Below are 20,750 nucleotides of genomic sequence, written 5' to 3'. Positions count from 1 at the left end.
AAGCAGCGGTCGCCGGCCCGGTCAGAGGGCGGCCGTCAGGAGGAGGCGGCCTTCGACAGGGTCCAGTTCTGGTACCCCTGGTCGTTCTTCTGCTGGAGTTCGAGCAGGCGGCCGCCGTAGTACGAGCGCTTGCTGATGCCCAGCACCAGGGACGAGCCCTCGGGCTGCAGGACGTACGACCCGCCGCCGGCGGAGTTCAGCCGCCACTTCTGCGCGGCGGTGTCCCGGCAGGGCTGCTGGGCCACGTACTGGCCCGCCACGGGGCGGTCCCCGCCGCCCAGCTGGAGGCACTTGCCGCTCTGGACCGACTTCACGCGCAGTGCGCCGCCGCCGGCGTTCTCGAAGGACCACTGCTGGTTGGCGTAGCCGTGGCGCTGGTAGGCGATGGCGACGGTGCCGTCCGCCGAGGAGCCGCCCCACAGGTCGAGGGCCTCACCGGTGAGGCCGTTGACCATCACGTACGGGGTGCCCGGCCGGGTCGGGGAGCCGCCGTCGGTGGAGAGGGTGCGGAAGGAGGCGGCGCGGCCCGGCGCGGAGGCCTTGCCGTCGGCGCCGCGCGCGGCGACGGCGACCTTGTAGGAGGTGTTGGGAGCGAGGCCCGTGAGGCGGACGACCACGTCCTTCACGTCGGCCGTCTTCTTGCCGTTGACCAGCAGGTCGTAGCCGGTGGCCGAGGGAACCTTCGGCCAGCTGACGACGGCCGAGTTCGGGGTGATCTGGCTGACCCGCGCGTCGGGCCCGGCCGTGGGCGGCCGCGTCGGGTCGGGGGTACGGGTCGGCGTGGGACCGGGGTCGGGGTTCGTGCTGCCCCCGCCCGCCATCAGGAAGCGGTTGTTGGCGATGTTCCAGTGGGTGGCCAGGTAGCTGCCGGGCTTGGGCGAGGTGTGGAAGTAGTCGTCGTGGCCGCAGTCCAGCCGCTGGTCGCCCGTGCGCTCGGGGCACAGGACCTGCATCTTGGGGTAGTGCGGGGCGTCCGAGTAGCACATGATGTCCCACTCGTCGACGCAGTGCGCGGCCCTGCTGGTGTGCGGGGCGCTGTTGTTGACGGCGCCGAGGTTGTGGCCCAGTTCGTGGGCGGGGGTGCTGCCGCCCCAGCAGCCGGAGTCCGTACGGCCGTAGGACGGGCCGAAGTTGCTGAGGTTGTCCGCGCCGGGCCGCTCGTCGCCGTTGAAGGTGCCGATGCCGCAGTAGACCTGGGCGTCGGCGAAGACCATGTACTTGCGGTCGCGGCGGTTGAAGCCCTTGGCGGCCAGGGCGTTGTTCATCGCCCCGAACTCCTGCAGGTCGCCCGCGGAGACCTCGACGTTCAGGACGGAAGCGGTGCAGTCGGCCTCGGTGACGTAGCGGACGTGCCGCTCGCCGCCGGTCTCCTTGGCGCTGGCGTTGTAGATGACGTCGGTCTCGGCGGCCCACTGCTTGAAGGAGGCGGCGTACTGGCCGAAGCGGTCGCGGCCGGGCGCGTGGACGTACAGGACCTGGACGCGGTTGCCGGTCGAACCGTCGCCCTCGCAGACGACCTTGGAGCCGGAGCCGGCCTGCGGGTTCGCGGGCGCACCGGGGCCCGGGGCGGCGGCTGCCGCGGCGACGCCGCCCTTGCGGGCGTCGACCACCGAGGGGGCGCCGCCGAGGGCCTCGTCGGCCGAGGGGGCCTTGCCGCCGTCACCGGTCAGGGAGGGGGCGTCCGTCTTCCCCGCCACGGGCGGGGTGTCCTTGGTGATGTCGACGCCCTTGGGCGGGGCGTCGGGGCCGTGGGTGCACAGCCCGGCCCGCGAGACGCTGTAGACGCCGACGCAGGGGTCGCCCTTGGGGGCGGGCTTGAGGCCGTCGTAGACGAGACCGCGTTGCTTGTCGGCCGGGGGCGTGGAGGTGAGGGGGGCGGGCGCCTTCTTGTGCACCGGCTGCGCGGCGGGGACGTTCGCGGCCCCGGCCTGGGAGCCCGGGGTGGAGGTGGCGGATCCGGTGTTCATGACGCCGAAGGCGATTCCGGCGGCCGCGGCGGTCGCGACCGCCGTGAGTATCACGCGGCGGCCGGTTCTGCTGCGGCGGCGAGAGTGTTTGCGCGGCAAAGGAGTTCCTCTCGGTGGGGGTTGCGGAACTGCCGGGCGCGGCGCTGACCGGCCCGCCCGGCGGAGGGGGGTGGTTCGGGGGCGGCTGCGCTCAGCGCGCCGCGAAGACCTGCATCCAGCGCGGGCCGTCGTAGGCGAAGGAGACGCCGACGCCCAGCTCCGTGTAGGCGCAGTTGAGGATGGTCCGGCGGTGTGCGGGGTCCTTCATCCACACGGACACGACGGCGGAGGCGCTGCTCTGCCCGGCCGAGGCGTTCACCCCGTACGAGCTCCAGTGGTGGCCGGGCGCGGCCGCCCGGCGGGCGAAGGCGGACCACTGGCCGGCGGGGGTGCGCGAGGCGGTGTCGTCGGTGTGGCGCTGGGCGACGGCGACGAGCTCGGCGTTGAAGCGGACGGGCCCGCATCCTGCCTTGGCGCGCTCGGTGTTGACGATGCGGACGACCTCCTGGGCGGGACCCGCGCCCGGGGCGGGCGGCGGCGGTGTCCGCCGGGCCGTGGTGCCGGCTCCGGCTCCGGCTCCGGTCCCGGCTCCGGCGGGGGTCGCGCTCGGAGCGGCCGGCTTCCCGGCGGCGGGCCCGGAGGGGCTGGCGCCCGCGGCGGGAGTCGCGGTGGCGGGTGCCTGCGCCGACGGGGCGGCGGGGGCGGAGGCGGAGGCGCGCACGGGAGTGCGGCCGTCGGTGTCGGAGCGGGCGACGGCCGCGGCGTCGGTGCGGTCCGGCCCGGTGGGCGCGGGGTCGCCCGCGGTGACCGGGACGACCTGGACCGGGCCGCCGGGGGCCTGCGGACGGGCGCTCTCGGGCGCGGCGTTGAAGAGGTGCGGGCCGCCCAGGGTGCCGCCCAGGACGACGGCCACGACACCGGCGGCGACGACCGCCCGGCGCGCCAGGCGCCCGAGGTCGGCGGGGGTGCCCGGCGCCGGCTCCCCGGGCGGTGCGGGGTCCGCCGACGGCTCCGGGGCCCCGGCGGAGGCGCCGCCGGGAGCGGTGGCGGGGGCGGTGGCGGCGCAGGCCGTCAGGGGGCCGCCCGGGACCGCTCCGTTGACCCGGGCGAGGAGGGCGGCGCCGACGGGCACGAGCCCGAGGCCGGCCAGCAGCCCTTCCGCGGGCACGAGCGCGGACCAGTGCCCGCCGCACTCCGCGCAGCCGCGCGCGTGCCGGGCGATGCGCTTGCGCCACAGCGGGCTCGGCGCGCCGTCCCAGCCGCCGAGGACGTCCGTGAGCTCGGGGCAGCGCGGGTCCGTGGCGAGCGCCCGGACGACGACGCGGGCTGTCTCCAGCTGGGCCTTGGTGCGCTGGACCCGGACGGCGGTGTACTGCGGCGAGCGGCCCAGGGCCGCGGCGACCTCGGCGCGGCTCAGCTCGCCCGCGGCCTCCTGCCACCACAGGGCCATGACGACCTGGTCGTCGCCGTCGAGCCAGCGCGTGGCCTGGGCAGCCTGTCTGCGCTGTCCCTGCAGGCCGAGACGGATGATCGACCACTCGACGAAGTCGGGTTCGGGGGCGGCGGCTGCGCCGACCTCCTGCAGGCCGCCGGACGGCGCGTCCTTGCGGTCCTTGAGCTCCTTGCGCCAGTGGCTGCGTATCTGGTTCATGGTGATCGCGACGAGCCACGAGCGGAACCCTTCGGGGTCCCGCAGGGCGTTCAGGCCGCCGACCATCCTGATCATGGTCTCCTGCACGACGTCGTCGACGTCCGCGTGCCCGTTCAGGGCACGGCCGACGATGTTGTAGACCAACGGCAGGCAGGCGGCGACCAGCTGGTCCTGTGCGGCGTCGTCCCCGCCGCGCGCCGCCTCGACCAGTCCGGCCGTGCTGTCCAAGTTCACGTTCCGCCCACCCTCTTTCCGCGGTTCCCGCTCCACCGCATCAGCGGCCTTACGCATGGGAGACCTGGGGGCGTGCGGCGGATAACAGAAAAATCTTGGATTCGGCGGAATCTTTTTTGCCGGGGCGGGTATGACGGGCGCTCAGACCCCGGCGGCGACGAGTTCGGCCTCGAAGCCGTCCTCGTTCTCCAGGTACGCGGCGTAGTGGTCGGGCCCGCCGGCGAAGGGGTGCCGGTCCGGGAACATCAGCCGCCAGCCGTGCCCCGGGGCCTCGTCCACGAGCGCGTCGAGGGCCGCCCGGCTCTCCACGGGGAAGGCGACGTGGTTCATGCCCGGCCTGCACCGCTCGTGGGTGCCGGCCGCGAGCGCGGGCGACTGCTCGACGACGAGGTAGAAGGCGCCGAGCCGCCAGCTGCGGCCGTGCTCCCAGTGCTGGTGGGGCGTGTAGCCCAGGGCGCCGAGCAGCCAGCCGAAGCTCTTCTCGGCGCGCTGCAGGTCGGGCACCCACAGTTCGAGATGGTGCAGCACGCCCCACTCCCCCGGCGTTCAGGTATTCGGCCCGGCCGGCCCCGGGCTCACCGGATCGGCACGTCCGAGATCGTACGGGCGATCACCAGCCGCTGGATCTCGCTCGTGCCCTCAAAAACGGTGTAAATGGCCGCGTCCCGGTGCATCCGTTCCACCGGGTACTCGCGCGTGTAGCCGTTCCCGCCGAGGATCTGCATGGCCTGGGCCGTGACGGCCTTCGCCGTCTCGCCGGCGAAGAGCTTGGACATCGAGCCCTCCGCGGCAGTGAAGGGCTTGCCCGCGGTGGCCATCCAGGAGGCGCGCCACACCAGCAGCCGGGCCGCGTCGATGCGGGTGCGCATGTCGGCGAGCTGGAAGGCGACGCCCTGGTTGTCGATGACGGGGCGGCCGAACTGGTGGCGCGTCTGGGCGTAGTCGAGCGCCACTTCGTACGCGGCGCGGGCGATGCCGACGGCCTGGGCGCCGACCGTGGGGCGGGAGGCCTCGAAAGTTGCCATGGCGGCGTTGTGCGTACGGGCGCCGCCGGTGCGCACGCGCTCGCGGGCACGGGCCAGGCGCTCGTCCAGCTTGTCCTTGCCGCCGAGGAGGCAGCGGCCGGGCAGGCGGACGCCGTCGAGGACGACCTCGGCGGTGTGCGAGGCGCGGATGCCGTGCTTCTTGAACTTCTGCCCCTGGGAGAGCCCCGGGGTGCCCGGCGGAACGACGAAGGAGGCGTGGCCACGCGCCCCGAGACCGGGGTCGACGACCGCGACGACGACGTGGACGTTCGCGATGCCGCCGTTCGTCGCCCAGGTCTTCGTCCCGTTGAGGACCCATTCGTCCTTGGCCTCGTCGTAGACGGCGCGGGTGCGCATGGCCGAGACGTCCGAGCCGGCGTCCGGCTCGGAGGAGCAGAAGGCGGCGATCTTCACGTCGTCGGCGTCGCCGTACATCTGCGGCAGCCAGGCGCCTATCTGCTCCTCGGTGCCGTTGGTGAGGACGCCGATGGCGGCGAGCCCGGTCCCGGTGATGGCGAGGCCGAGGCCGGCGTCGCCCCAGAAGAGCTCCTCCATGGCCATGGGGATGCCGAGGCCGGTGGGGTCGAAGAACTGCTGGGCGTAGAAGTCGAGCGAGTACAGCCCGATGCGGGCGGCCTCCTGGACGACCGGCCAGGGGAATTCCTCGCGCTCGTCCCACTCGGCGGCGGCCGGGCGCATCACTTCGGCCGCGAAGCCGTGGATCCAGTCGCGCACCCCCCGCTGGTCCTCGTTGAGCTCCATAGTGAATTCGGCCATGGCGTCTCCCACCCCTGCCGGCAACCCTTACTCGCGGTAACATGAGTATGTTACCGACCGGTAGTAGTGTCAACCGTCCCGCCTCCCGGATTCGCTGGGTGGAGCGGGTGTTACGTTGCGCAGGCGTCAGGAATCACAGGGGCGGGGAGGCAGGTCATATGGAAACCAGTCAGCGGGAGGACCAGCAGCATGCGGCGGAGCGCCGCCGCAAGGAGCTGCTCGAAGCGGCGGACCGGGTGGTGCTGCGAGAGGGGCCCGGGGCGTCGATGAACGCCATCGCGGCCGAGGCGGGCATCACCAAGCCCATCCTCTACCGGCACTTCGGCGACAAGGGCGGGCTCTACCGCGCCCTGGCCGCCCGGCACACCGACGCGCTGCTCGTGGGGCTGCGGGCCGCGCTGGACGCCCCGGCCGAGCGCCGCGACCGCGTCGAGCGGACGCTCGACAGCTATCTCGCGGCCATAGAGGCCCGGCCGCAGGTCTACCGCTTCCTGATGCACCCGGCCGACGAGAGCCAGCCCTCCGAGCAGGGCTTCGACGTCGGGCGGCACTCCGCTCCCCTGCTGCGGCGGATGGGCGAAGAGCTCGCCCAGGTCATATCCGAGCGCGTCGACCTCGGCCCCGACAGCGACGAGCTGTCGCGCGCCTGGGGCCACGGCATCGTCGGCATGATGCACGCCGCGGGCGACTGGTGGCTGCGCGAGCGCCCCTTCCCGCGGGAGCACCTGGTGCGCCACCTCGCGGACCTGCTGTGGGGACGGCTCGCCTCCTCGGGCGACCTGCCGGGCGGCCCCGGCTTCTGAGGCGTGCCGCGGCCGGCCGCCCGTACGCCCTACGCCGTACGGGCCGGCTCCGGCTGCTCCTCCGTGCGCCCCGACCACGGCGCACGGCGTACGGCCCGCAGCGCCCGGCGGCGGCGCAGCCCCGTCACGTGGTCGAGGTAGAGACCGCCGTCGAGGTGGTCGCACTCGTGCTGCAGGCAGCGGGCGAAGAAGCCGGTGCCGGTCACGCGCGCCGGGGCGCCGTCCAGGGTGAAGCCCTCGACGACGGCGCGGTCGAAGCGCGGCGTGCCCGCCTCGATGCCGGGGACGGACAGGCAGCCCTCCGGTCCGCGGACGGTGACGCCGTCGGCCTCGACGAGCCGGGGGTTGACCAGGTGGCCCAGGTGGCGGCGGTCCTCGTCGTCCGGGCAGTCGTAGACGAAGACGCGCAGCGGGACGCCGATCTGGTTGGCCGCGAGGCCCACGCCGGCGGCGGCGTACATCGTCGCGAACATGTCCTCGACGAGCTGCGCGAGGCCGTCGCCGAAGTCCGTGACGTCCTCGCAGGGGGTGCCGAGCCCCGGGTCGCCGAGCAGCCGCATGGGCCGTACGCGTCCGGAAGAGCCGGGGATGGAGCCGTTTCGCATGGGTCAACCCTACGTTCCGTGGGCGGCCGGTTCGGGCCTGCGGCCGGATCTCGATAGGCTGATCCCCGACCGGAGCCTCCTGGCTGGCGATTCGGCGCGGAGGGGGCGTTCCACCACCGGCGGACCAGGGAACAGGCCCGGCGCCCAACAAGGAGGATCTAGGACGATGGCAGGCAACTCGGGGCCACTGTCGCCGCGGGCCAAGCTGGCCGTGACGGCGGGCAAGGCGGCTGCGGCGGTGTCGCGGGCCGCAGGCCGTGGCAGCGGATCGGTGATCGGCGGCAAGGTCGCGCTCAAGCTCGACCCCGACCTGCTGGCCCGGCTGGCGACCCACCTGGACGTGGTCCTGGTGTCGGCCACCAACGGCAAGACGACCACGACCCGGCTGATCGCCGAGGCGCTGCGCGCCAGCGGACCCGTCGTGTCCAACGCGCTGGGCGCGAACATGCCCGCGGGCATCACCTCGGCCCTGGCGGGCGGCTCGGACGCCCGCTACGGCGTGATCGAGGTGGACGAGAAGTACCTGGCGGGTGTCGCCCGGGACGTCTCCCCCAAGGCCATAGCGCTGCTGAACCTCTCGCGCGACCAGCTCGACCGGGCCGCGGAGACGCGCATGCTCGCCGAGAAGTGGCGTGAGGGCCTGGCGGGCAGCAAGGCGGTGATCATCGCCAACGCCGACGACCCGCTGATCGTGTGGGCGGCCTCCTCGTCGCCGAACGTGGTGTGGGTGGCGGCCGGCCAGGAGTGGAAGGACGACGCCTGGTCCTGCCCGTCGTGCGGCGGCGTGATGCAGCGCCCCGGCGACGACTGGTTCTGCGGCGAGTGCGGCTTCCGACGGCCGACCCCCAGCTGGGCGCTGTCGGGCGACTACGTCCTCGACCCGCACGGTTCGGCCTGGCCGATCCACCTGCAGCTGCCGGGCCGGGCCAACAAGGCCAACGCCACCACCTCCGCGGCCGTCGCGGCCACCTTCGGCGTCCCGCCGCAGGTCGCCCTGGAGCGGATGTACCAGGTGCAGGCGGTCGCGGGCCGGTTCGACGTGGTGCAGTTCCTCGGCCGCGACATCCGGCTGCTGCTGGCCAAGAACCCGGCCGGCTGGCTGGAGACGTTCTCGCTGATCGACGGGCCGCCGGCGCCGGTGATCCTCGCGGTCAACGCCCGCGGCGCGGACGGCACCGACACCTCGTGGCTGTGGGACGTGGACTACCCGCGCCTCGCCGGTCACCCGATCTTCGTCATCGGCGACCGCAAGCTGGACCTGGCCGTCCGGCTGGAGGTCGCGGGCCTGGACTTCCGGGTCTGCGAGACCGTGGACGAGGCGGTGCAGCAGTGCCCGCCCGGCAAGATCGAGCTGATCGCCAACTACACCGCCTTCCAGGACGTCCGCCGCCGCGTCGGCAACTGACCCCCGCAAGCACTGAAGGATTGTGAGCATGAGCCAGAACAGTCTGCGTGTGGTGTGGGTCTACCCCGACCTGCTCAGCACCTACGGCGACCAGGGCAACGTCCTGGTCCTGGAGCGGCGGGCGCGCCAGCGCCGGCTGGATGTCCAGCGCGTCGACATCCGGTCCGACCAGCCCATCCCGACCTCCGGGGACATCTACCTGATCGGCGGCGGTGAGGACCGCCCGCAGCGGCTCGCGGCCGAGCGGCTGCGCCGCGACGGCGGCCTGAACCGGGCCGTCGCCAACGGCGCGATCGTCTTCTCGGTCTGCGCCGGCTACCAGATCCTGGGCCACGAGTTCATCAACGACCTGGGCCAGCGCGAGCAGGGCCTCGGCCTGCTCGACGTCATCAGCACCCGCGGCGAGGGCGAGCGCTGCGTCGGCGACGTCCTCGCGGACATCGACGAGCCGCTGGGCCTGCCGCCGCTGACGGGCTTCGAGAACCACCAGGGCATCACCCACCTCGGCCCGACGGCCCGCCCGTTCGCCCGCGTGCGCTACGGCAACGGCAACGGCACGGGCGACGGCTTCGAGGGTGCGTACAACGACACCGTCTTCGGTACGTACATGCACGGCCCGGTGATGGCGCGCAACCCGCACATCTCGGACATGCTGATCAAGCTGGCGCTGGACGTCAACGCCCTGCCGCCGGTGGACGACCGCTGGTACGAGGCGCTGCGCGCCGAGCGGATCGCGGCGGCTACCCAGTCGGCGTAGCCCTGCCGACCGCATGACGGACGGTCGCGTCCCCCGCCACCTACCGCTAGTAAGGTGGCGGGGACGCAACCGGACGACGGGGTCCGGTCTCCCGCCCTGTTGCGAAGGTTTCCCCCTGTCATGCGCATTGGTGTACTCACCTCCGGTGGCGACTGCCCCGGTCTGAACGCCGTCATCAGGTCCGTCGTGCACCGCGCGGTCGTCGACCACGGTGACGAGGTCATCGGCTTCCACGACGGCTGGAAGGGCCTCCTCGAAGGCGACCACCGCAGGCTCGACCTGGACGCCGTGGCCGGCATCCTGGCCACCGGCGGCACCATCCTCGGCTCCTCGCGGGTCCAGCCCGCGCAGCTGCGCGGCGGTGTCGAGCGGGCCAAGGGCCACGTGGCCGACCTCGGCCTGGACGCCGTCATCCCCATCGGCGGCGAGGGGACCCTCAAGGCCGCCCGCCTGCTGTCGGACGCGGGCCTGCCGATCGTCGGCGTCCCCAAGACCATCGACAACGACATCGCCTCGACGGACGTCACGTTCGGCTTCGACACGGCCGTGGGCGTGGCGACCGAGGCGCTGGACCGGCTGAAGACCACCGCCGAGTCGCACCAGCGGGTGCTGATCGTGGAGGTCATGGGCCGGCACACCGGCTGGATCGCCCTGCACTCGGGCATGGCCGCCGGCGCCCACGCCATCGTCGTGCCCGAGCGGCCCTTCGACATCGACGAGCTGACCGAGGTCGTCGGCCGGCGCTTCGAGGCCGGCAAGCGCTTCGCGATCGTCGTCGTCGCCGAGGGCGCCAAGCCGCGCGAGGGCTCCATGGCCTTCGAGACGGGCGCCACGGACGTCTACGGGCACGAGCGGTTCGCCGGGGTGGCCCGGCAGCTCTCCGACGAGCTGGAGCGGCGCCTGGGCAAGGAGGCCCGCCCGGTGATACTCGGCCACGTGCAGCGCGGCGGCACGCCCACCGCGTACGACCGCGTCCTCGCGACCCGGTTCGGCTGGCACGCGGTCGAGGCGGTGCACCACGGGGCGTTCGGCATGATGACGGCCCTGCGTGGCACGGACATCACACTGGTGCCCCTGGCGGAGGCCGTCGAACGGCTCAAGACCGTGCCGCAGGAGCGGTACACCGAGGTCGAGTGCGTGCTCTGAGTCGTTTGTCCCGTTGTCTCCCGCCTTCCGGCGGGGCGCCCCCGGCCGCGGGCGCGGCCCGGGGCGCCTCTACTCTGGTCCCGGCGCATCGGTGCGAAATGGGAGAGAGCGGATGGATCACAGCGGGCACGGCATGATGCACATGGACATGCCGCCGTTCACGCTGGAACGGGGTCTGCAGTTCAGTGGCGATCCATTCTTCATGATCGGCTGTCTGCTGGCCCTGGCCCTCTACGGCTGGGCGGTGGTCCGGCTGCGGCGGCGCGGTGACGCCTGGCAGGTCGGCCGGACCGTCGCGTTCGTCCTCGGTGTGCTGAGCGTGTGGCTGGTGATGTGCACCAAGCTCAACGACTACGGCATGGTCATGTTCAGCGTGCACATGGTGCAGCACATGGTCATCAGCATGCTGTCACCGATCCTGCTCCTCCTCGGCGCCCCGGTGACGCTGACGCTGCGAGCGCTGCCGGCGGCCGGGCGCGGCCGCAAGGGCCCGCGCGAGTGGCTCGTCGCCCTGCTCCACAGCCGCTACATGCGCGTCATCACGCACCCGGTGTTCACGATCCCGCTGTTCATCGCGAGCCTGTACGCGCTGTACTTCACGCCGCTCTTCGACTTCCTGATGGAGTCCAGGACCGGCCACATCGCGATGATGGTGCACTTCCTCGCCGTGGGCCTGGTGTTCTTCTGGCCGATCATGGGCGTGGACCCGGGCCCGCACCGGCCGGGCTACGTGATGCGGATGCTGGAGCTGTTCGCGGGCATGCCCTTCCACGCGTTCTTCGGCATCGCGCTGATGATGGCCTCGGAGCCGATGATCGGCACGTACATGCACCCGCCGGCCTCCCTGGGCATCGACGCGCTGGAGGACCAGCAGGCGGGCGGCGGCATCGCCTGGGCGTTCAGCGAGATCCCGTCGGTCGTGGTGCTGCTCGCGCTGGCCTACCAGTGGTACCGCTCCGAGCAGCGGCAGGCGCGGCGCTCGGACCGGGCCGCGGACCGCAACGGCGACAAGGAGCTGGAGGCCTACAACGCCTACCTCGCCTCGCTGCGCTCGCGGGAGACCTGACGGGCGGGCGTACGCGGGAGGCGTGTGCGCGAGATCTGGCGGCAGGGGCCGCGGCCGGGAGACCATGGACTCCAGGCCGCGGCCCCTTTTCGCGCGTCGGCGCGCTCCCGGGCCGCCGTGAGGAGGTGCGGGATGCCCGGATCGACGAAGACGATGGCGGGGCTGACGGTGGGGGGCCTCGTCGTGGTGACGGCGTACACGGTGACCATCGGCAGCAACGGCTGGCTGTGGTTCGCGTGGGTGATGCTGATGCTGCTGACGATAGGCACGCTCGCGGCCCGGGGGACGTGAGCGGGGGCCCTGGCGGGCCGGGAGCCGGATCAGAAGCGGAAGACCGGCCCGGTCGCGGCGTCGAGCGCGCAGGGGTTGGGGAAGGTCTTGTGCCATACGACGGGGCGCCCGTTCCAGTCGCCCTCGGCGGTCGCGGTCACCGGGTCGTACTCCCGCGTGCACTGGTGCCCGGCCGCCCCGGTCACCCGGCCGGGGTCGCCCTTCGCGCGGTGCAGCGTCGTGCAGGCCTCCGACGCGTGGGGGTGGTGGCCGCCGGCGTCCGGGCAGCTCAGCTGGACCCCGCGGATCCAGGTGTTCTGCGCGCCGGAAACGGTGAGGAAGAACCGCCCGTCGGTGCCGCCCGGGCCGCCGGCCGGGCCCTGCAGCTCGTCCGCCGCGGCGGGCGGGGAGCCCAGGACGAGGAGCGCGGCGGTGGTCGCCGCGGCGGCCACGGCGGTACGGGGTAGGGACATCGGTGCCTCCTGGGGCGCGGGGGTGCCCGGGCCCAAGGCCATCGCGCGCGGACCGCGCCGGGCAAGCTGCCACACCGTGCCGTCGCCCGGGTGGCGGCGGCAGGTCACCCGGCCGGTCCTCCGGCGCCGCGGGGTCGTGGCGGCAGTGCGCTGACGGCGGGCCGGCGCGGGACGGCCGGCCGTGGGCAGGGCCACCGTACCGCCCGTAACGCCCTTGCCAGGGCCCTGTGATGCCGGGGATGCGGGGGAACACCCGGTGGGCGGGGGCGCGTTGGAGTGCAGCACGGTGCGGGGGCGCATACGCTCCCGTGGCCTTCAGCGGACGGGCCGGGGCGGCATGGGGCCGGCGCGTCACCGCTGCCCGGTCAGGCACGGGCCGCCCCGCACCGCCGCCAGCCACTCCGCCCGCAGCCGCTCGTAGGCCCGGCGCTCCTCGCCGTTGAGCATCCGGCCACGGCGCTCCGCCAGGAACGCGCGGATCGCGTCGTTGATCTCCTCGGGCGACCGGGTGAGGTCCGGGGTGACGGCCATGGACACAGGCTACGAGGAGCGGGCGGCCAAAACACCGAGAACCGTCGAGGTTCGCAGAATGCTCATCAAATGGTCATCCAGCCTGATACGTCCTTGATGCCCGTCCGTGCTCGCCGGGGAGCGTCCGGGGACGCAGCGGCGCCCCGGTCCACGGGGGACCGGGGCGCCGTGTGGTGCGGTGGAACGGTTACGCCTTCTTCGCCGCGGCGGGCTTCGGCGGCTCGGGGACGGCGTGCGGGGCGCACGTCACGTCCTTCGCGTCGACCTTGCCCTCGAGGAGGTAGGCGTCGAGCTTGGCGTTGACGCAGGGGTTGGCCTCACCCGTGACGCCGTGCGAGCCGGCGCCCTTCTCGGTGATCAGGCGGGAGCCCTTGAACCGCTTGTGCAGCTCCACGGCGCCCGCGTACGGGGTGGCCGCGTCGCGCTCGCTCTGGATGATGAGGGTCTGCGGCAGGCCCTTGTGCGTGGTGACCTCGACGGGCGTGCCCTGCGGGCCCTTCCACGTGGCGCACGGGAGGTTCATCCAGGCGTTGGCCCAGGTCATGAAGGGGGCCTCGCGGTGGATGCGGGTGTTGTCGCGGTCCCACTTCTTCCAGCTGGTGGGCCACTTGGCGTCGGCGCACTCGACCGCCGTGTAGACGGCGTTGCTGTTCTCGGCGGCGATGTTGCCCGCCGTGTTGGACAGGTCGGGGCCGGCGGCCTCGACCAGCGCCTTCTCGTCGCCGGCGACGTACTTGCTCCAGGTCTCGGCGACCGGGACCCACGAGGAGTCGTAGTACGCCGCGCCCTGGAAGTAGCTGATCAGCTCGGCCGGGCCGACGACCCCGCCGATGGGCTTCTTCTTGGCGGTGGCCCGGAGCTTCTCCCAGTTCTTCTGGACCTGGGTCCGGGTGGCGCCGAGGTGGAAGGTGGAGTCGTACTTGGCGACCCACTCCTCCCAGTCCTTGAAGCGGGCCTCGAAGGCGACGTCCTGCTCCAGGTTGGCCTGGTACCAGATGTTGTCCTGGGCCGGGTTGACGACGCTGTCGACGACGAGGCGGCGGACGTGGGTCGGGAACAGGGTGCCGTAGACGGCGCCGAGGTAGGTGCCGTAGGAGACGCCCAGGTAGTTGAGCTTCTTCTCGCCGAGGGCGGCACGGACGACGTCGACGTCGCGCGCGGTGTTCGCCGTGGTGAGGTACGGCAGCAGCTTGCCGCTGCGCTCGGCGCAGCCGTCCGCGTACTGGCGGGCGAGCTTGCGCTGGGCGAGCTTGTCGGCCTCGCTGTCGGGCACCGGGTCGGCCTTGGGCGCCGCCACGAACTTCTGCGGGTCGACGCAGGAGATCGGGGCGGAGTGGCCGACGCCGCGCGGGTCGAAGCCCACGAAGTCGTACGCCTTGGCCGTCTTCGCCCAGAGCGGGGCCTTGGTGGTGACGCGGCGCGGGAACCTCATGCCGGAGCCGCCGGGGCCGCCGGGGTTGTAGAGCAGCGCGCCCTGGCGCTCGTCGGCGGTGCCGGTCGAACGGGCCCGGTCCACTGCGATCTTGATGGTGGGGCCGTTCGGCTTGGCGTAGTCGACGGGAACCGTGACGTAGCCGCACTGGATGGGCTTCTCGAGGCCCCAGGAGGCAGGACAGTCCTGCCACTTGATGCCCGTCTTGGCCGCGCGATCGGCGGCAATCTTCACACCGCGGGCCTCTGCGGCCCCGCCCGGCACGCGCTCGCTCGCGCCGGCGGCCGGGGCGGTCAGGAACCCGGCCACCAGCGCGCCGGTCACCAGGGTGCCGGCCGCGCCGAGTATTGACGTGTGTCTCACGTAGGAATCCCCCTGCTGGGTACGCCGCTTGGAGCGGCGGAGATCGCAATGCTGCAGGGGGATCCTTTCGTCTCCTATCCCACAATGGACAGGTCGTACGAGTGTTCTTTACTAATCCGTAAGAATGACGAAACACGCAGTGACACATGTGGCGGCATTCGCCCCCAGCGCACCACATCACCCGTATCGCGCTATCTGCTGATTTCCATCCCCAAGAGTCCGGTTTCGAGCACCGTACGGAGCTGCAGGCCGTCGGGCGCCACGGCGCTCACCACCGCGGCCGGACCGGCCAGCGGGGCGACGACGGCCGCCGGGGCCAGCACCCGCGGTGCGACGGGGGCCGCCGCGAAGGCCGGGTCCACGACGAGGAGTTGACCGACCGCCCGGTGACCGCCCAGGACCGCCCCGCCGTCCCAGCCGGGCACGCCCGGACCGTACGACAACTCCTGGTCGTAGAGCGGGCGTCCACCGCGCCGGACGGTGAGGCGGGCCGTCAGCCGGCCCGGCGGCTCCCCCGCGCGCCCCAGGATCTGCTCCTCGCGGAACACCAGCCGGGCCGTCGGGGCGAGTTCGATGCGCGTGGTCATCCGCAGCTCGCCGCCGCGCGCGGAGATCAGCGGTTCGGGGAGCCAGCGCAGCTCGGCGCCCTCGCCGACGCGAATGTATACAACGTAGGTCGCCGGTGCGCCCGTGCGGCCGGGCAGGGCGATCGTGGCGGCCGTGGTGGAGAAGTGCACCACGGCGCCGTCCTCCACCTCGGCGGTCAGCGTGAGGGCGTCACCGCCCAGCGGCGCGCTCATCGCGCCGACCAGGCACACCCGCGCCTCGGCCCCCGGCGAGCGCAGCCGTCGCAGGGCGAACGGGCCGCCGCCGTCGAGGACGGGCAGGGCGGTGCCGCCCCTGCCGTCCGCGACGGCCACGATCCGGGCGGAGGCCAGCAGCCCGGCGCCGTCCGGCGGCGCGGGGGCGGCGGCGAGAGCGGTCACGAGGACGCGGTCCAGGCGGCGAGCTGTGCGCGCACCCACGTCGTGACCGGCTCCACGCCGCCCTCCGTGACGAGGGACGTGAAGACGGCCGGGAGTTCGCCGCGCTGCGCCTTGGCGTCGCGGGCCATCCCTTCCAGGTCGACGCCGACGTACGGGGCGAGGTCGGTCTTGTTGACGACGAGCAGGTCGGCGGTGGTGATGCCGGGGCCGCCCTTGCGCGGGATGTCGTCGCCCCCCGCGACGTCGATGACGAAGATCTGCGCGTCCACCAGGCCCTTGGAGAACGTGGCGGTGAGGTTGTCGCCCCCGGACTCCACCAGGACGAGGTCGAGCGGCCCGGCCTCCGGGGAGGAGAACACGGCCTCCAGGTCCTCCACGGCCTCCAGGTTGGCGGAGATGTCGTCGCGGATGGCGGTGTGCGGGCAGGCCCCGGTCTCCACGGCGGTGATCCGCTCCGCCGGCAGGACGGCGTTGCGCAGCAGGAACTCGGCGTCCTCGCGGGTGTAGATGTCGTTGGTGACGACGGCGATGGACAACTCCTCGCGCAGGGCGCGGCAGAGCGCGGCGACGGTCGCGGTCTTGCCGGAGCCGACGGGGCCGCCGAGGCCGATCCGCAGGGCGCGGCGCGTCCCGTCGGGGCGGACGGGCGAGGCGGCGCTGTAGGTGTGGCGGTGGGGGTAGGTCTCGGGGTGGTCGAGGTGCATGGTCCCCTCCTGGGGGTTCGTCGGGCGGCGGGGGTCGGTGCTTCAGCTCGCGAAGAGCCGTACGGGCCAGGCCGCGTGGAGCTCCGCGGTGATGTCGAGCAGCGGGGCCGATCGGGCGGGCAGGGCGTCCGGGCCCTCGGTGGCGGCGCGGTGCGCGGCCGTGGTGGCGGCGGCCGCCACCGCGTCGAGCTCGGGTGCCAGCCGGGCCAGTACCGCCGTCGCCACGAACGGGTCCAGGCTCAGCAGGCGTACGACCGCGGTGGCCGGACCGCTGACCGACTCGTAGACGGCGGCGTAGGCGGCGTCCAGCGGGCCGAGGCCGGCGGAGCGGGCCGTAAGGCCGAGGACGACCGGCTGGTGGGCGCCGCGCGGGCGGGCCGCGGCGAGGGCGTCGAGCTCCGCCGAGGGCCAGGCGGCGCGGGCGGCGCGCATCAGCTGCCGGCCCAGGCGCCGGGCGGCGGTGCGCAGGGCGGGTGCGGGGGTGCGGGCGTCCGCGGCGTCGTCGAGGGCGAGCGGGTCGAGGCCGGCCGCGGCCGCGGCGGCGAGGGCCGCCGCGGTGAGTCCGGTGGTGTGCAGCCGGCCGCGGCAGAACTCCTCCAGGGTCCGGCCGTCGGTGATCCGGCCGGCCTTGACGGCGGCCTCGGCCCCGCCGGAGTGGGCGTGGCCGCCGGCGGGGAAGCGCCCGTCGGCGAGGACGAGGAGGGCGGCGGGGCCGGCCGCCCTCGTCACGGCCGGGGCGGGTTCCGCGCCCGTGGCGGCCTCGGTCGTCGTGTTCATCAGAAGAGGAAGTAGCGCTGGGCCATCGGCAGTTCCGCCGCCGGCCGGGGTTCGATCACTTCGCCGTCGACGGTGACCGTGAACGTGTCGGGGTCGACCTCCACCCTCGGCCGGGTGTCGTTGTTGCGCATGTCCGCCTTGGTGACGCCGCGCGTGGACCGTATGGGGACGAACCGCTTGCCGAGGCCGAGGCGTTCGGGGAGGCCGTCGTCCATGGCCCACTGGGTGACGAAGTTGAGGGAGTTGGCGGCCGGGGCGCGTCCGTGGGCGCCGAACATGGGGCGCGGCAGGACCGGCTGCGGGGTGGGGATGGAGGCGTTGGCGTCGCCCATCTGCGCGTAGGCGATCTGGCCGCCCTTGATGACCAGCTGCGGCCGTACGCCGAAGAAGGCGGGGTCCCACAGCACGAGGTCCGCGAGCTTGCCCGGCTCCACGGAGCCGATCTCGTGGTCGAGGCCCTGGGCGACGGCCGGGTTGATGGTGTACTTGGCGACGTAGCGCCGGGCCCGTGCGTTGTCGGCCGGGCCGTCGCCGGGCAGGGCGCCGCGGCGTCTCTTCATCACGTGCGCGGTCTGCCAGGTGCGCAGCACGACCTCCCCGATGCGGCCCATCGCCTGGGAGTCGGAGGAGATGATCGAGATCGCGCCGAGGTCGTGCAGGACGTCCTCGGCGGCGATGGTGCCCGGCCGGATGCGGGATTCGGCGAAGGCGAGGTCTTCGGGGACGCCCGGGTTGAGGTGGTGACAGACCATCAGCATGTCGAGGTGTTCGTCGACGGTGTTGACGGTGTGCGGCCGGGTGGGGTTGGTGGAGCTGGGCAGGACGTTGGCCTCGGAGACGACGGTGATGATGTCGGGTGCGTGCCCGCCGCCCGCGCCTTCGGTGTGGTAGGCGTGGATGGACCGGCCGGCGATGGCGGCGAGGGTGTCGCCGACGAATCCGGCCTCGTTGAGGGTGTCGGTGTGGATGGCGAGCTGGGCGCCGCTCTCCTCGCACACGGCCAGGCAGGCGTCGATGACGGCGGGGGTCGCCCCCCAGTCCTCGTGGATCTTGAAGCCGACGGCGCCGGCCCGCAGCTGGGCGCGCATCGAGTCGTACGAGACGGTGTTGCCCTTGCCCAGCAGGCCGACGTTGACGGGGTACCCCTCCATGGCCTCGAACATCCGGGCGAGGTGCCAGGCTCCGGGGGTGATGGTGGTGGCCTTGCTGCCCTCGGCCGGCCCGGTGCCGCCGCCGAGCAGGGTGGTGACGCCGGAGGCGAGGGCCTCGTCCGCGGCCTGGGGGCAGATGAAGTGGACGTGGGCGTCGACGGCCCCGGCGGTGAGGATCCTGCCGTTGCCGGCGATGACCTCGGTCTCGGGGCCGATGACGAGGTCGGGGTGGACGCCGTCCATGGTGTCGGGGTTGCCGGCCTTGCCGACGCCGGTGATCCGGCCGTCGCGGATGCCGACGTCGGCCTTGACGACGCCCCAGTGGTCGAGGACGAGGGCCCCGGTGATGACGGTGTCGGGGGCCCCGTCCGCCCGGGTCGCGCGGGACTGGCCCATGGACTCGCGGATGACCTTGCCGCCACCGAAGACGGCTTCGTCGCCGGCGTGCCCGGGCCCGCCGCTGCGGTCCTCCTCGATCTCGACGACGAGGTCGGTGTCGGCGAGGCGGACGCGGTCGCCGGCGGTCGGCCCGTAGAGGCCGGCGTAGGCGACACGGCTGAGTTCAGTCATCGAGCGGTCCCCCGCACTCGCCGCGCAGGCCCTCGACGATGCGCTTGCCGCCGATGGGGACGAGGTCGACCTGGAGGGGGATGCCCGGCTCGAAGCGGACGGCGGTGCCGGCGGCGATGTCGAGGCGCTTGCCGCGGGCCGCCGCACGGTCGAAGTCGAGGCCGGGGTTGGCCTCGGCGAAGTGGTAGTGCGAGCCGACCTGCACCGGGCGGTCGGCGGCGTTGAGCACGGTGAGCCGGGTGCGGTGCAGCCCCTGGTTGAGGGCCACGGGCTCGGCGGCGTACAGGATTTCTCCGGGGATCATCGCGGGTCCTCCCCGTCAGCAGATCGGTTCGTGAACGGTGACGAGCTTGGTGCCGTCGGGGAAGGTCGCCTCGACCTGGACGTCGTGGAGCATCTCGGGGATGCCCTCCATGACGTCGTCGCGGGTGAGCACCGCGCGCCCGGAGGACATCAGCTCGGCGACGGTGCGGCCGTCCCGGGCACCTTCGAGGACGTGGACCGTGATCAGGGCCACCGCCTCGGGGTGGTTGAGGAGCAGGCCGCGGGCCTTGCGCTTGGCGGCCACGTCGGCGGCCACGTGCAGGAGCAGTCGTTCCTGCTCGCGCGGGGAGAGTTGCATGCGTCCCACCTCACTGTCGTCCCAGGTGTCCCGGATGGACGCACCGGGACGCTACCCGAGTTCAACACGGTGTTGACCTGGGGTTCTTCGGCCGGTGGCCGGTGATTGCAGATTAGGGCGGAACCTTTTCCAACGCGTTAACTGACTCTTTGCACTGCCATGGCCACGGACCCGGGCGCCGACTGTCGTCTGCACCTACTGGATCTTCTGGGCCGGATCATGGCCGCCCGTCCGCACGACACGTACCGCCGGCTACGGGCGGCGCAGACCATGGTCGTCGCGGCGGTACGACCCCGCCACGGCTCGCACGCCTGCACGAAACGGGTGAACGGAAGGTGCGAGCGGGTCATGCCGACGCGGACGATACGGGTCCCCGGCGCAGAGCGCCGGGGGCGAAGGGATCTCCGCGCCATGTGCGCCGGAGGGCCGGGGGTCCGCGCCCGAATAAACCCCGGTCCCCTCCATGAAGGATCACGGCGTAGACGGGGCGCGTTGATCGATTTGGCGCGGACGGCCGGATTGCCCCCGGGCCGGTACGAACCGCCGCAGGCCAGCGGCTCAGCCGGCTTGCGCGCACACCATCAAATCGCCCCGCGTCCACCGGAATTGCCCAGAAGTGATCAGGCTCACATACCCCTGGTTCCGCTCGGAATCGGCACGGCGGCTGCGCCAAGATCCCTGCGACGACAAGACCCCGCCACCCAGGCGGGGCGGTCCCGGCGGACGCCGAACCCTGCCGCCGCCGGGATGCCGGGTCGACTTGAGTGCAACGGCAGGGATGGAGGACCCAAGAGTGGTGGGACGACCAAGAGTAGTGCGGTCGGCCCTTGGGGTGAAGCCGTTGACAGCGGCCGGGCAACCTTCGCCTGCCCGAACCCGACAGGTCATCCTTCACAGGCGGCTGACGAAGGGTTAGCGCATGGGCGCGCACAAACGTCCGTCAAAGCTGTCCAGGGCCGGCGCAGCATCGGCCCTCACTCTCGCCGCCGTCGGAGCCACCGTGCTGGTCCCGGGCGGCGCGGCAGAGGCGGAGGCGTCTACCGTCTCCTCCCAGGCACTGCGGATCGCGGCCTCGAAGCAGGGCTCCCCCTATCAGTGGGGGGCGACCGGGCCCTCCCGGTTCGACTGCTCGGGCCTGACGCTCTACTCCTTCAAGCGGGCCGGGAAGTCCCTGCCCCGCACCGCCGCCCAGCAGTACAACAGCACCCATCACATCCCCCGCTCCGCACGCGAACGCGGCGACCTCGTCTTCTTCGTCTCCGGGCGCGGGATCTACCACGTGGGGATCTACAACGGGGACGGCCGCATCTGGCACGCACCCAAGACGGGCGCGGTCGTCCGTCTGGAGCGGATCTGGACCAACAGCGTCCTCTACGGCCGGGTCGGCTGACCCGGC

The 20,750-nt window shown here is 73.1% G+C and carries 21 protein-coding genes and 1 riboswitch; of the genes, 7 read left to right on the top strand and 14 right to left on the bottom strand.

From position 1 onward, the window contains the following. Window positions 1-35 precede the first annotated feature (35 nt). The 4 genes from NQU55_RS00350 to NQU55_RS00335 all read right to left on the bottom strand — a co-directional run bounded on the left by NQU55_RS00350 (window position 36) and on the right by NQU55_RS00335 (window position 5,693). Window positions 36-2,021: an RICIN domain-containing protein gene (locus tag NQU55_RS00350; protein WP_256789355.1), complete on the bottom strand. Its 1,986-nt coding sequence runs from the start codon at window positions 2,019-2,021 to the stop codon at window positions 36-38. A gap of 136 nt (window positions 2,022-2,157) precedes the next feature. Then, window positions 2,158-3,891, bottom strand: a complete 1,734-nt coding sequence (locus tag NQU55_RS00345) for a sigma-70 family RNA polymerase sigma factor (protein WP_256789354.1) — start codon at window positions 3,889-3,891, stop codon at window positions 2,158-2,160. Between the two features lie 141 nt (window positions 3,892-4,032). Further along, on the bottom strand, window positions 4,033-4,419 hold the full coding sequence (locus NQU55_RS00340; RefSeq protein WP_168092981.1) for a VOC family protein: 387 nt from the start codon (window positions 4,417-4,419) through the stop codon (window positions 4,033-4,035). Window positions 4,420-4,466: 47 nt separating this feature from the next. Next, window positions 4,467-5,693 carry an acyl-CoA dehydrogenase family protein gene (locus NQU55_RS00335; protein WP_168092982.1) on the bottom strand — a complete coding sequence of 409 codons (1,227 nt, stop codon included), beginning with the start codon at window positions 5,691-5,693 and terminating at the stop codon, window positions 4,467-4,469. A 158-nt stretch (window positions 5,694-5,851) separates the two neighbouring features. Between NQU55_RS00335 and NQU55_RS00330 the strand changes: the two genes are divergently transcribed. Beyond that, complete coding sequence (locus NQU55_RS00330) at window positions 5,852-6,496, top strand: TetR/AcrR family transcriptional regulator (protein ID WP_168092983.1); 645 nt, start codon at window positions 5,852-5,854, stop codon at window positions 6,494-6,496. A gap of 29 nt (window positions 6,497-6,525) precedes the next feature. On the opposite strand, the gene def is transcribed toward NQU55_RS00330, so the two are convergent. Beyond that, window positions 6,526-7,101 carry a peptide deformylase gene (gene def / locus NQU55_RS00325; protein WP_168092984.1) on the bottom strand — a complete coding sequence of 192 codons (576 nt, stop codon included), beginning with the start codon at window positions 7,099-7,101 and terminating at the stop codon, window positions 6,526-6,528. Between the two features lie 166 nt (window positions 7,102-7,267). On the opposite strand from def, the gene NQU55_RS00320 reads away from it, so the two are divergent. The 5 genes from NQU55_RS00320 to NQU55_RS00300 all read left to right on the top strand — a co-directional run bounded on the left by NQU55_RS00320 (window position 7,268) and on the right by NQU55_RS00300 (window position 11,766). Beyond that, window positions 7,268-8,506 carry a MurT ligase domain-containing protein gene (locus NQU55_RS00320; protein WP_058041481.1) on the top strand — a complete coding sequence of 413 codons (1,239 nt, stop codon included), beginning with the start codon at window positions 7,268-7,270 and terminating at the stop codon, window positions 8,504-8,506. A gap of 28 nt (window positions 8,507-8,534) precedes the next feature. After that, window positions 8,535-9,263, top strand: a complete 729-nt coding sequence (locus NQU55_RS00315) for a type 1 glutamine amidotransferase (protein ID WP_058041480.1) — start codon at window positions 8,535-8,537, stop codon at window positions 9,261-9,263. Between the two features lie 120 nt (window positions 9,264-9,383). Then, window positions 9,384-10,409 carry a 6-phosphofructokinase gene (locus NQU55_RS00310; protein WP_168092985.1) on the top strand — a complete coding sequence of 342 codons (1,026 nt, stop codon included), beginning with the start codon at window positions 9,384-9,386 and terminating at the stop codon, window positions 10,407-10,409. A 112-nt stretch (window positions 10,410-10,521) separates the two neighbouring features. Next, complete coding sequence (locus NQU55_RS00305; RefSeq protein WP_168092986.1) at window positions 10,522-11,475, top strand: cytochrome c oxidase assembly protein; 954 nt, start codon at window positions 10,522-10,524, stop codon at window positions 11,473-11,475. A 132-nt stretch (window positions 11,476-11,607) separates the two neighbouring features. Beyond that, window positions 11,608-11,766 carry a hypothetical protein gene (locus tag NQU55_RS00300; protein WP_168092987.1) on the top strand — a complete coding sequence of 53 codons (159 nt, stop codon included), beginning with the start codon at window positions 11,608-11,610 and terminating at the stop codon, window positions 11,764-11,766. 29 nt (window positions 11,767-11,795) lie between these two features. Here the strand turns inward: NQU55_RS00300 and NQU55_RS00295 are convergent, their stop codons facing one another. The 9 genes from NQU55_RS00295 to NQU55_RS00255 all read right to left on the bottom strand — a co-directional run bounded on the left by NQU55_RS00295 (window position 11,796) and on the right by NQU55_RS00255 (window position 19,354). Further along, window positions 11,796-12,218, bottom strand: a complete 423-nt coding sequence (locus tag NQU55_RS00295) for an SSI family serine proteinase inhibitor (RefSeq protein ID WP_168092988.1) — start codon at window positions 12,216-12,218, stop codon at window positions 11,796-11,798. A gap of 351 nt (window positions 12,219-12,569) precedes the next feature. Continuing rightward, on the bottom strand, window positions 12,570-12,749 hold the full coding sequence (locus NQU55_RS00290; RefSeq protein ID WP_168092989.1) for a hypothetical protein: 180 nt from the start codon (window positions 12,747-12,749) through the stop codon (window positions 12,570-12,572). A 187-nt stretch (window positions 12,750-12,936) separates the two neighbouring features. Continuing rightward, window positions 12,937-14,544: an alpha/beta hydrolase gene (locus NQU55_RS00285; RefSeq protein ID WP_168092990.1), complete on the bottom strand. Its 1,608-nt coding sequence runs from the start codon at window positions 14,542-14,544 to the stop codon at window positions 12,937-12,939. 191 nt (window positions 14,545-14,735) lie between these two features. Further along, a complete protein-coding gene (locus tag NQU55_RS00280) occupies window positions 14,736-15,530 on the bottom strand; it encodes an urease accessory protein UreD (protein WP_168092994.1) in 795 nt (264 codons plus the stop codon). Beyond that, a complete protein-coding gene (gene ureG / locus NQU55_RS00275) occupies window positions 15,527-16,234 on the bottom strand; it encodes an urease accessory protein UreG (RefSeq protein ID WP_168092991.1) in 708 nt (235 codons plus the stop codon). Before ureG ends, NQU55_RS00280 begins: the two co-directional genes overlap by 4 nt. A 42-nt stretch (window positions 16,235-16,276) precedes the next feature. Further along, complete coding sequence (locus NQU55_RS00270) at window positions 16,277-17,011, bottom strand: urease accessory protein UreF (protein WP_168092992.1); 735 nt, start codon at window positions 17,009-17,011, stop codon at window positions 16,277-16,279. Next, window positions 17,011-18,732, bottom strand: coding sequence for an urease subunit alpha (locus NQU55_RS00265; RefSeq protein ID WP_256789342.1), 1,722 nt, complete (start codon window positions 18,730-18,732; stop codon window positions 17,011-17,013). The genes NQU55_RS00270 and NQU55_RS00265 overlap by 1 nt, the downstream gene beginning before the upstream one ends. After that, window positions 18,725-19,036, bottom strand: a complete 312-nt coding sequence (locus tag NQU55_RS00260; RefSeq protein ID WP_058041472.1) for an urease subunit beta — start codon at window positions 19,034-19,036, stop codon at window positions 18,725-18,727. The genes NQU55_RS00265 and NQU55_RS00260 overlap by 8 nt, the downstream gene beginning before the upstream one ends. 15 nt (window positions 19,037-19,051) lie before the next feature. Then, entirely contained in the window at window positions 19,052-19,354 is a 303-nt protein-coding gene (locus NQU55_RS00255; RefSeq protein ID WP_168096538.1) for an urease subunit gamma, read from the bottom strand. A 730-nt stretch (window positions 19,355-20,084) separates the two neighbouring features. After that, window positions 20,085-20,269: riboswitch (cyclic di-AMP (ydaO/yuaA leader) on the top strand. A 4-nt stretch (window positions 20,270-20,273) separates the two neighbouring features. On the opposite strand from NQU55_RS00255, the gene NQU55_RS00250 reads away from it, so the two are divergent. Next, entirely contained in the window at window positions 20,274-20,744 is a 471-nt protein-coding gene (locus tag NQU55_RS00250) for a C40 family peptidase (RefSeq protein ID WP_256789339.1), read from the top strand. The last annotated feature ends 6 nt before the right edge of the window (window positions 20,745-20,750 follow it).

Origin of the sequence: Streptomyces telluris, assembly GCF_024519335.1 — a bacterium.
GTDB lineage: Bacteria > Actinomycetota > Actinomycetes > Streptomycetales > Streptomycetaceae > Streptomyces > Streptomyces telluris.
Note: the sequence above shows the minus strand (reverse complement) of the source record. Positions and strands in the feature narration are given on the sequence as shown.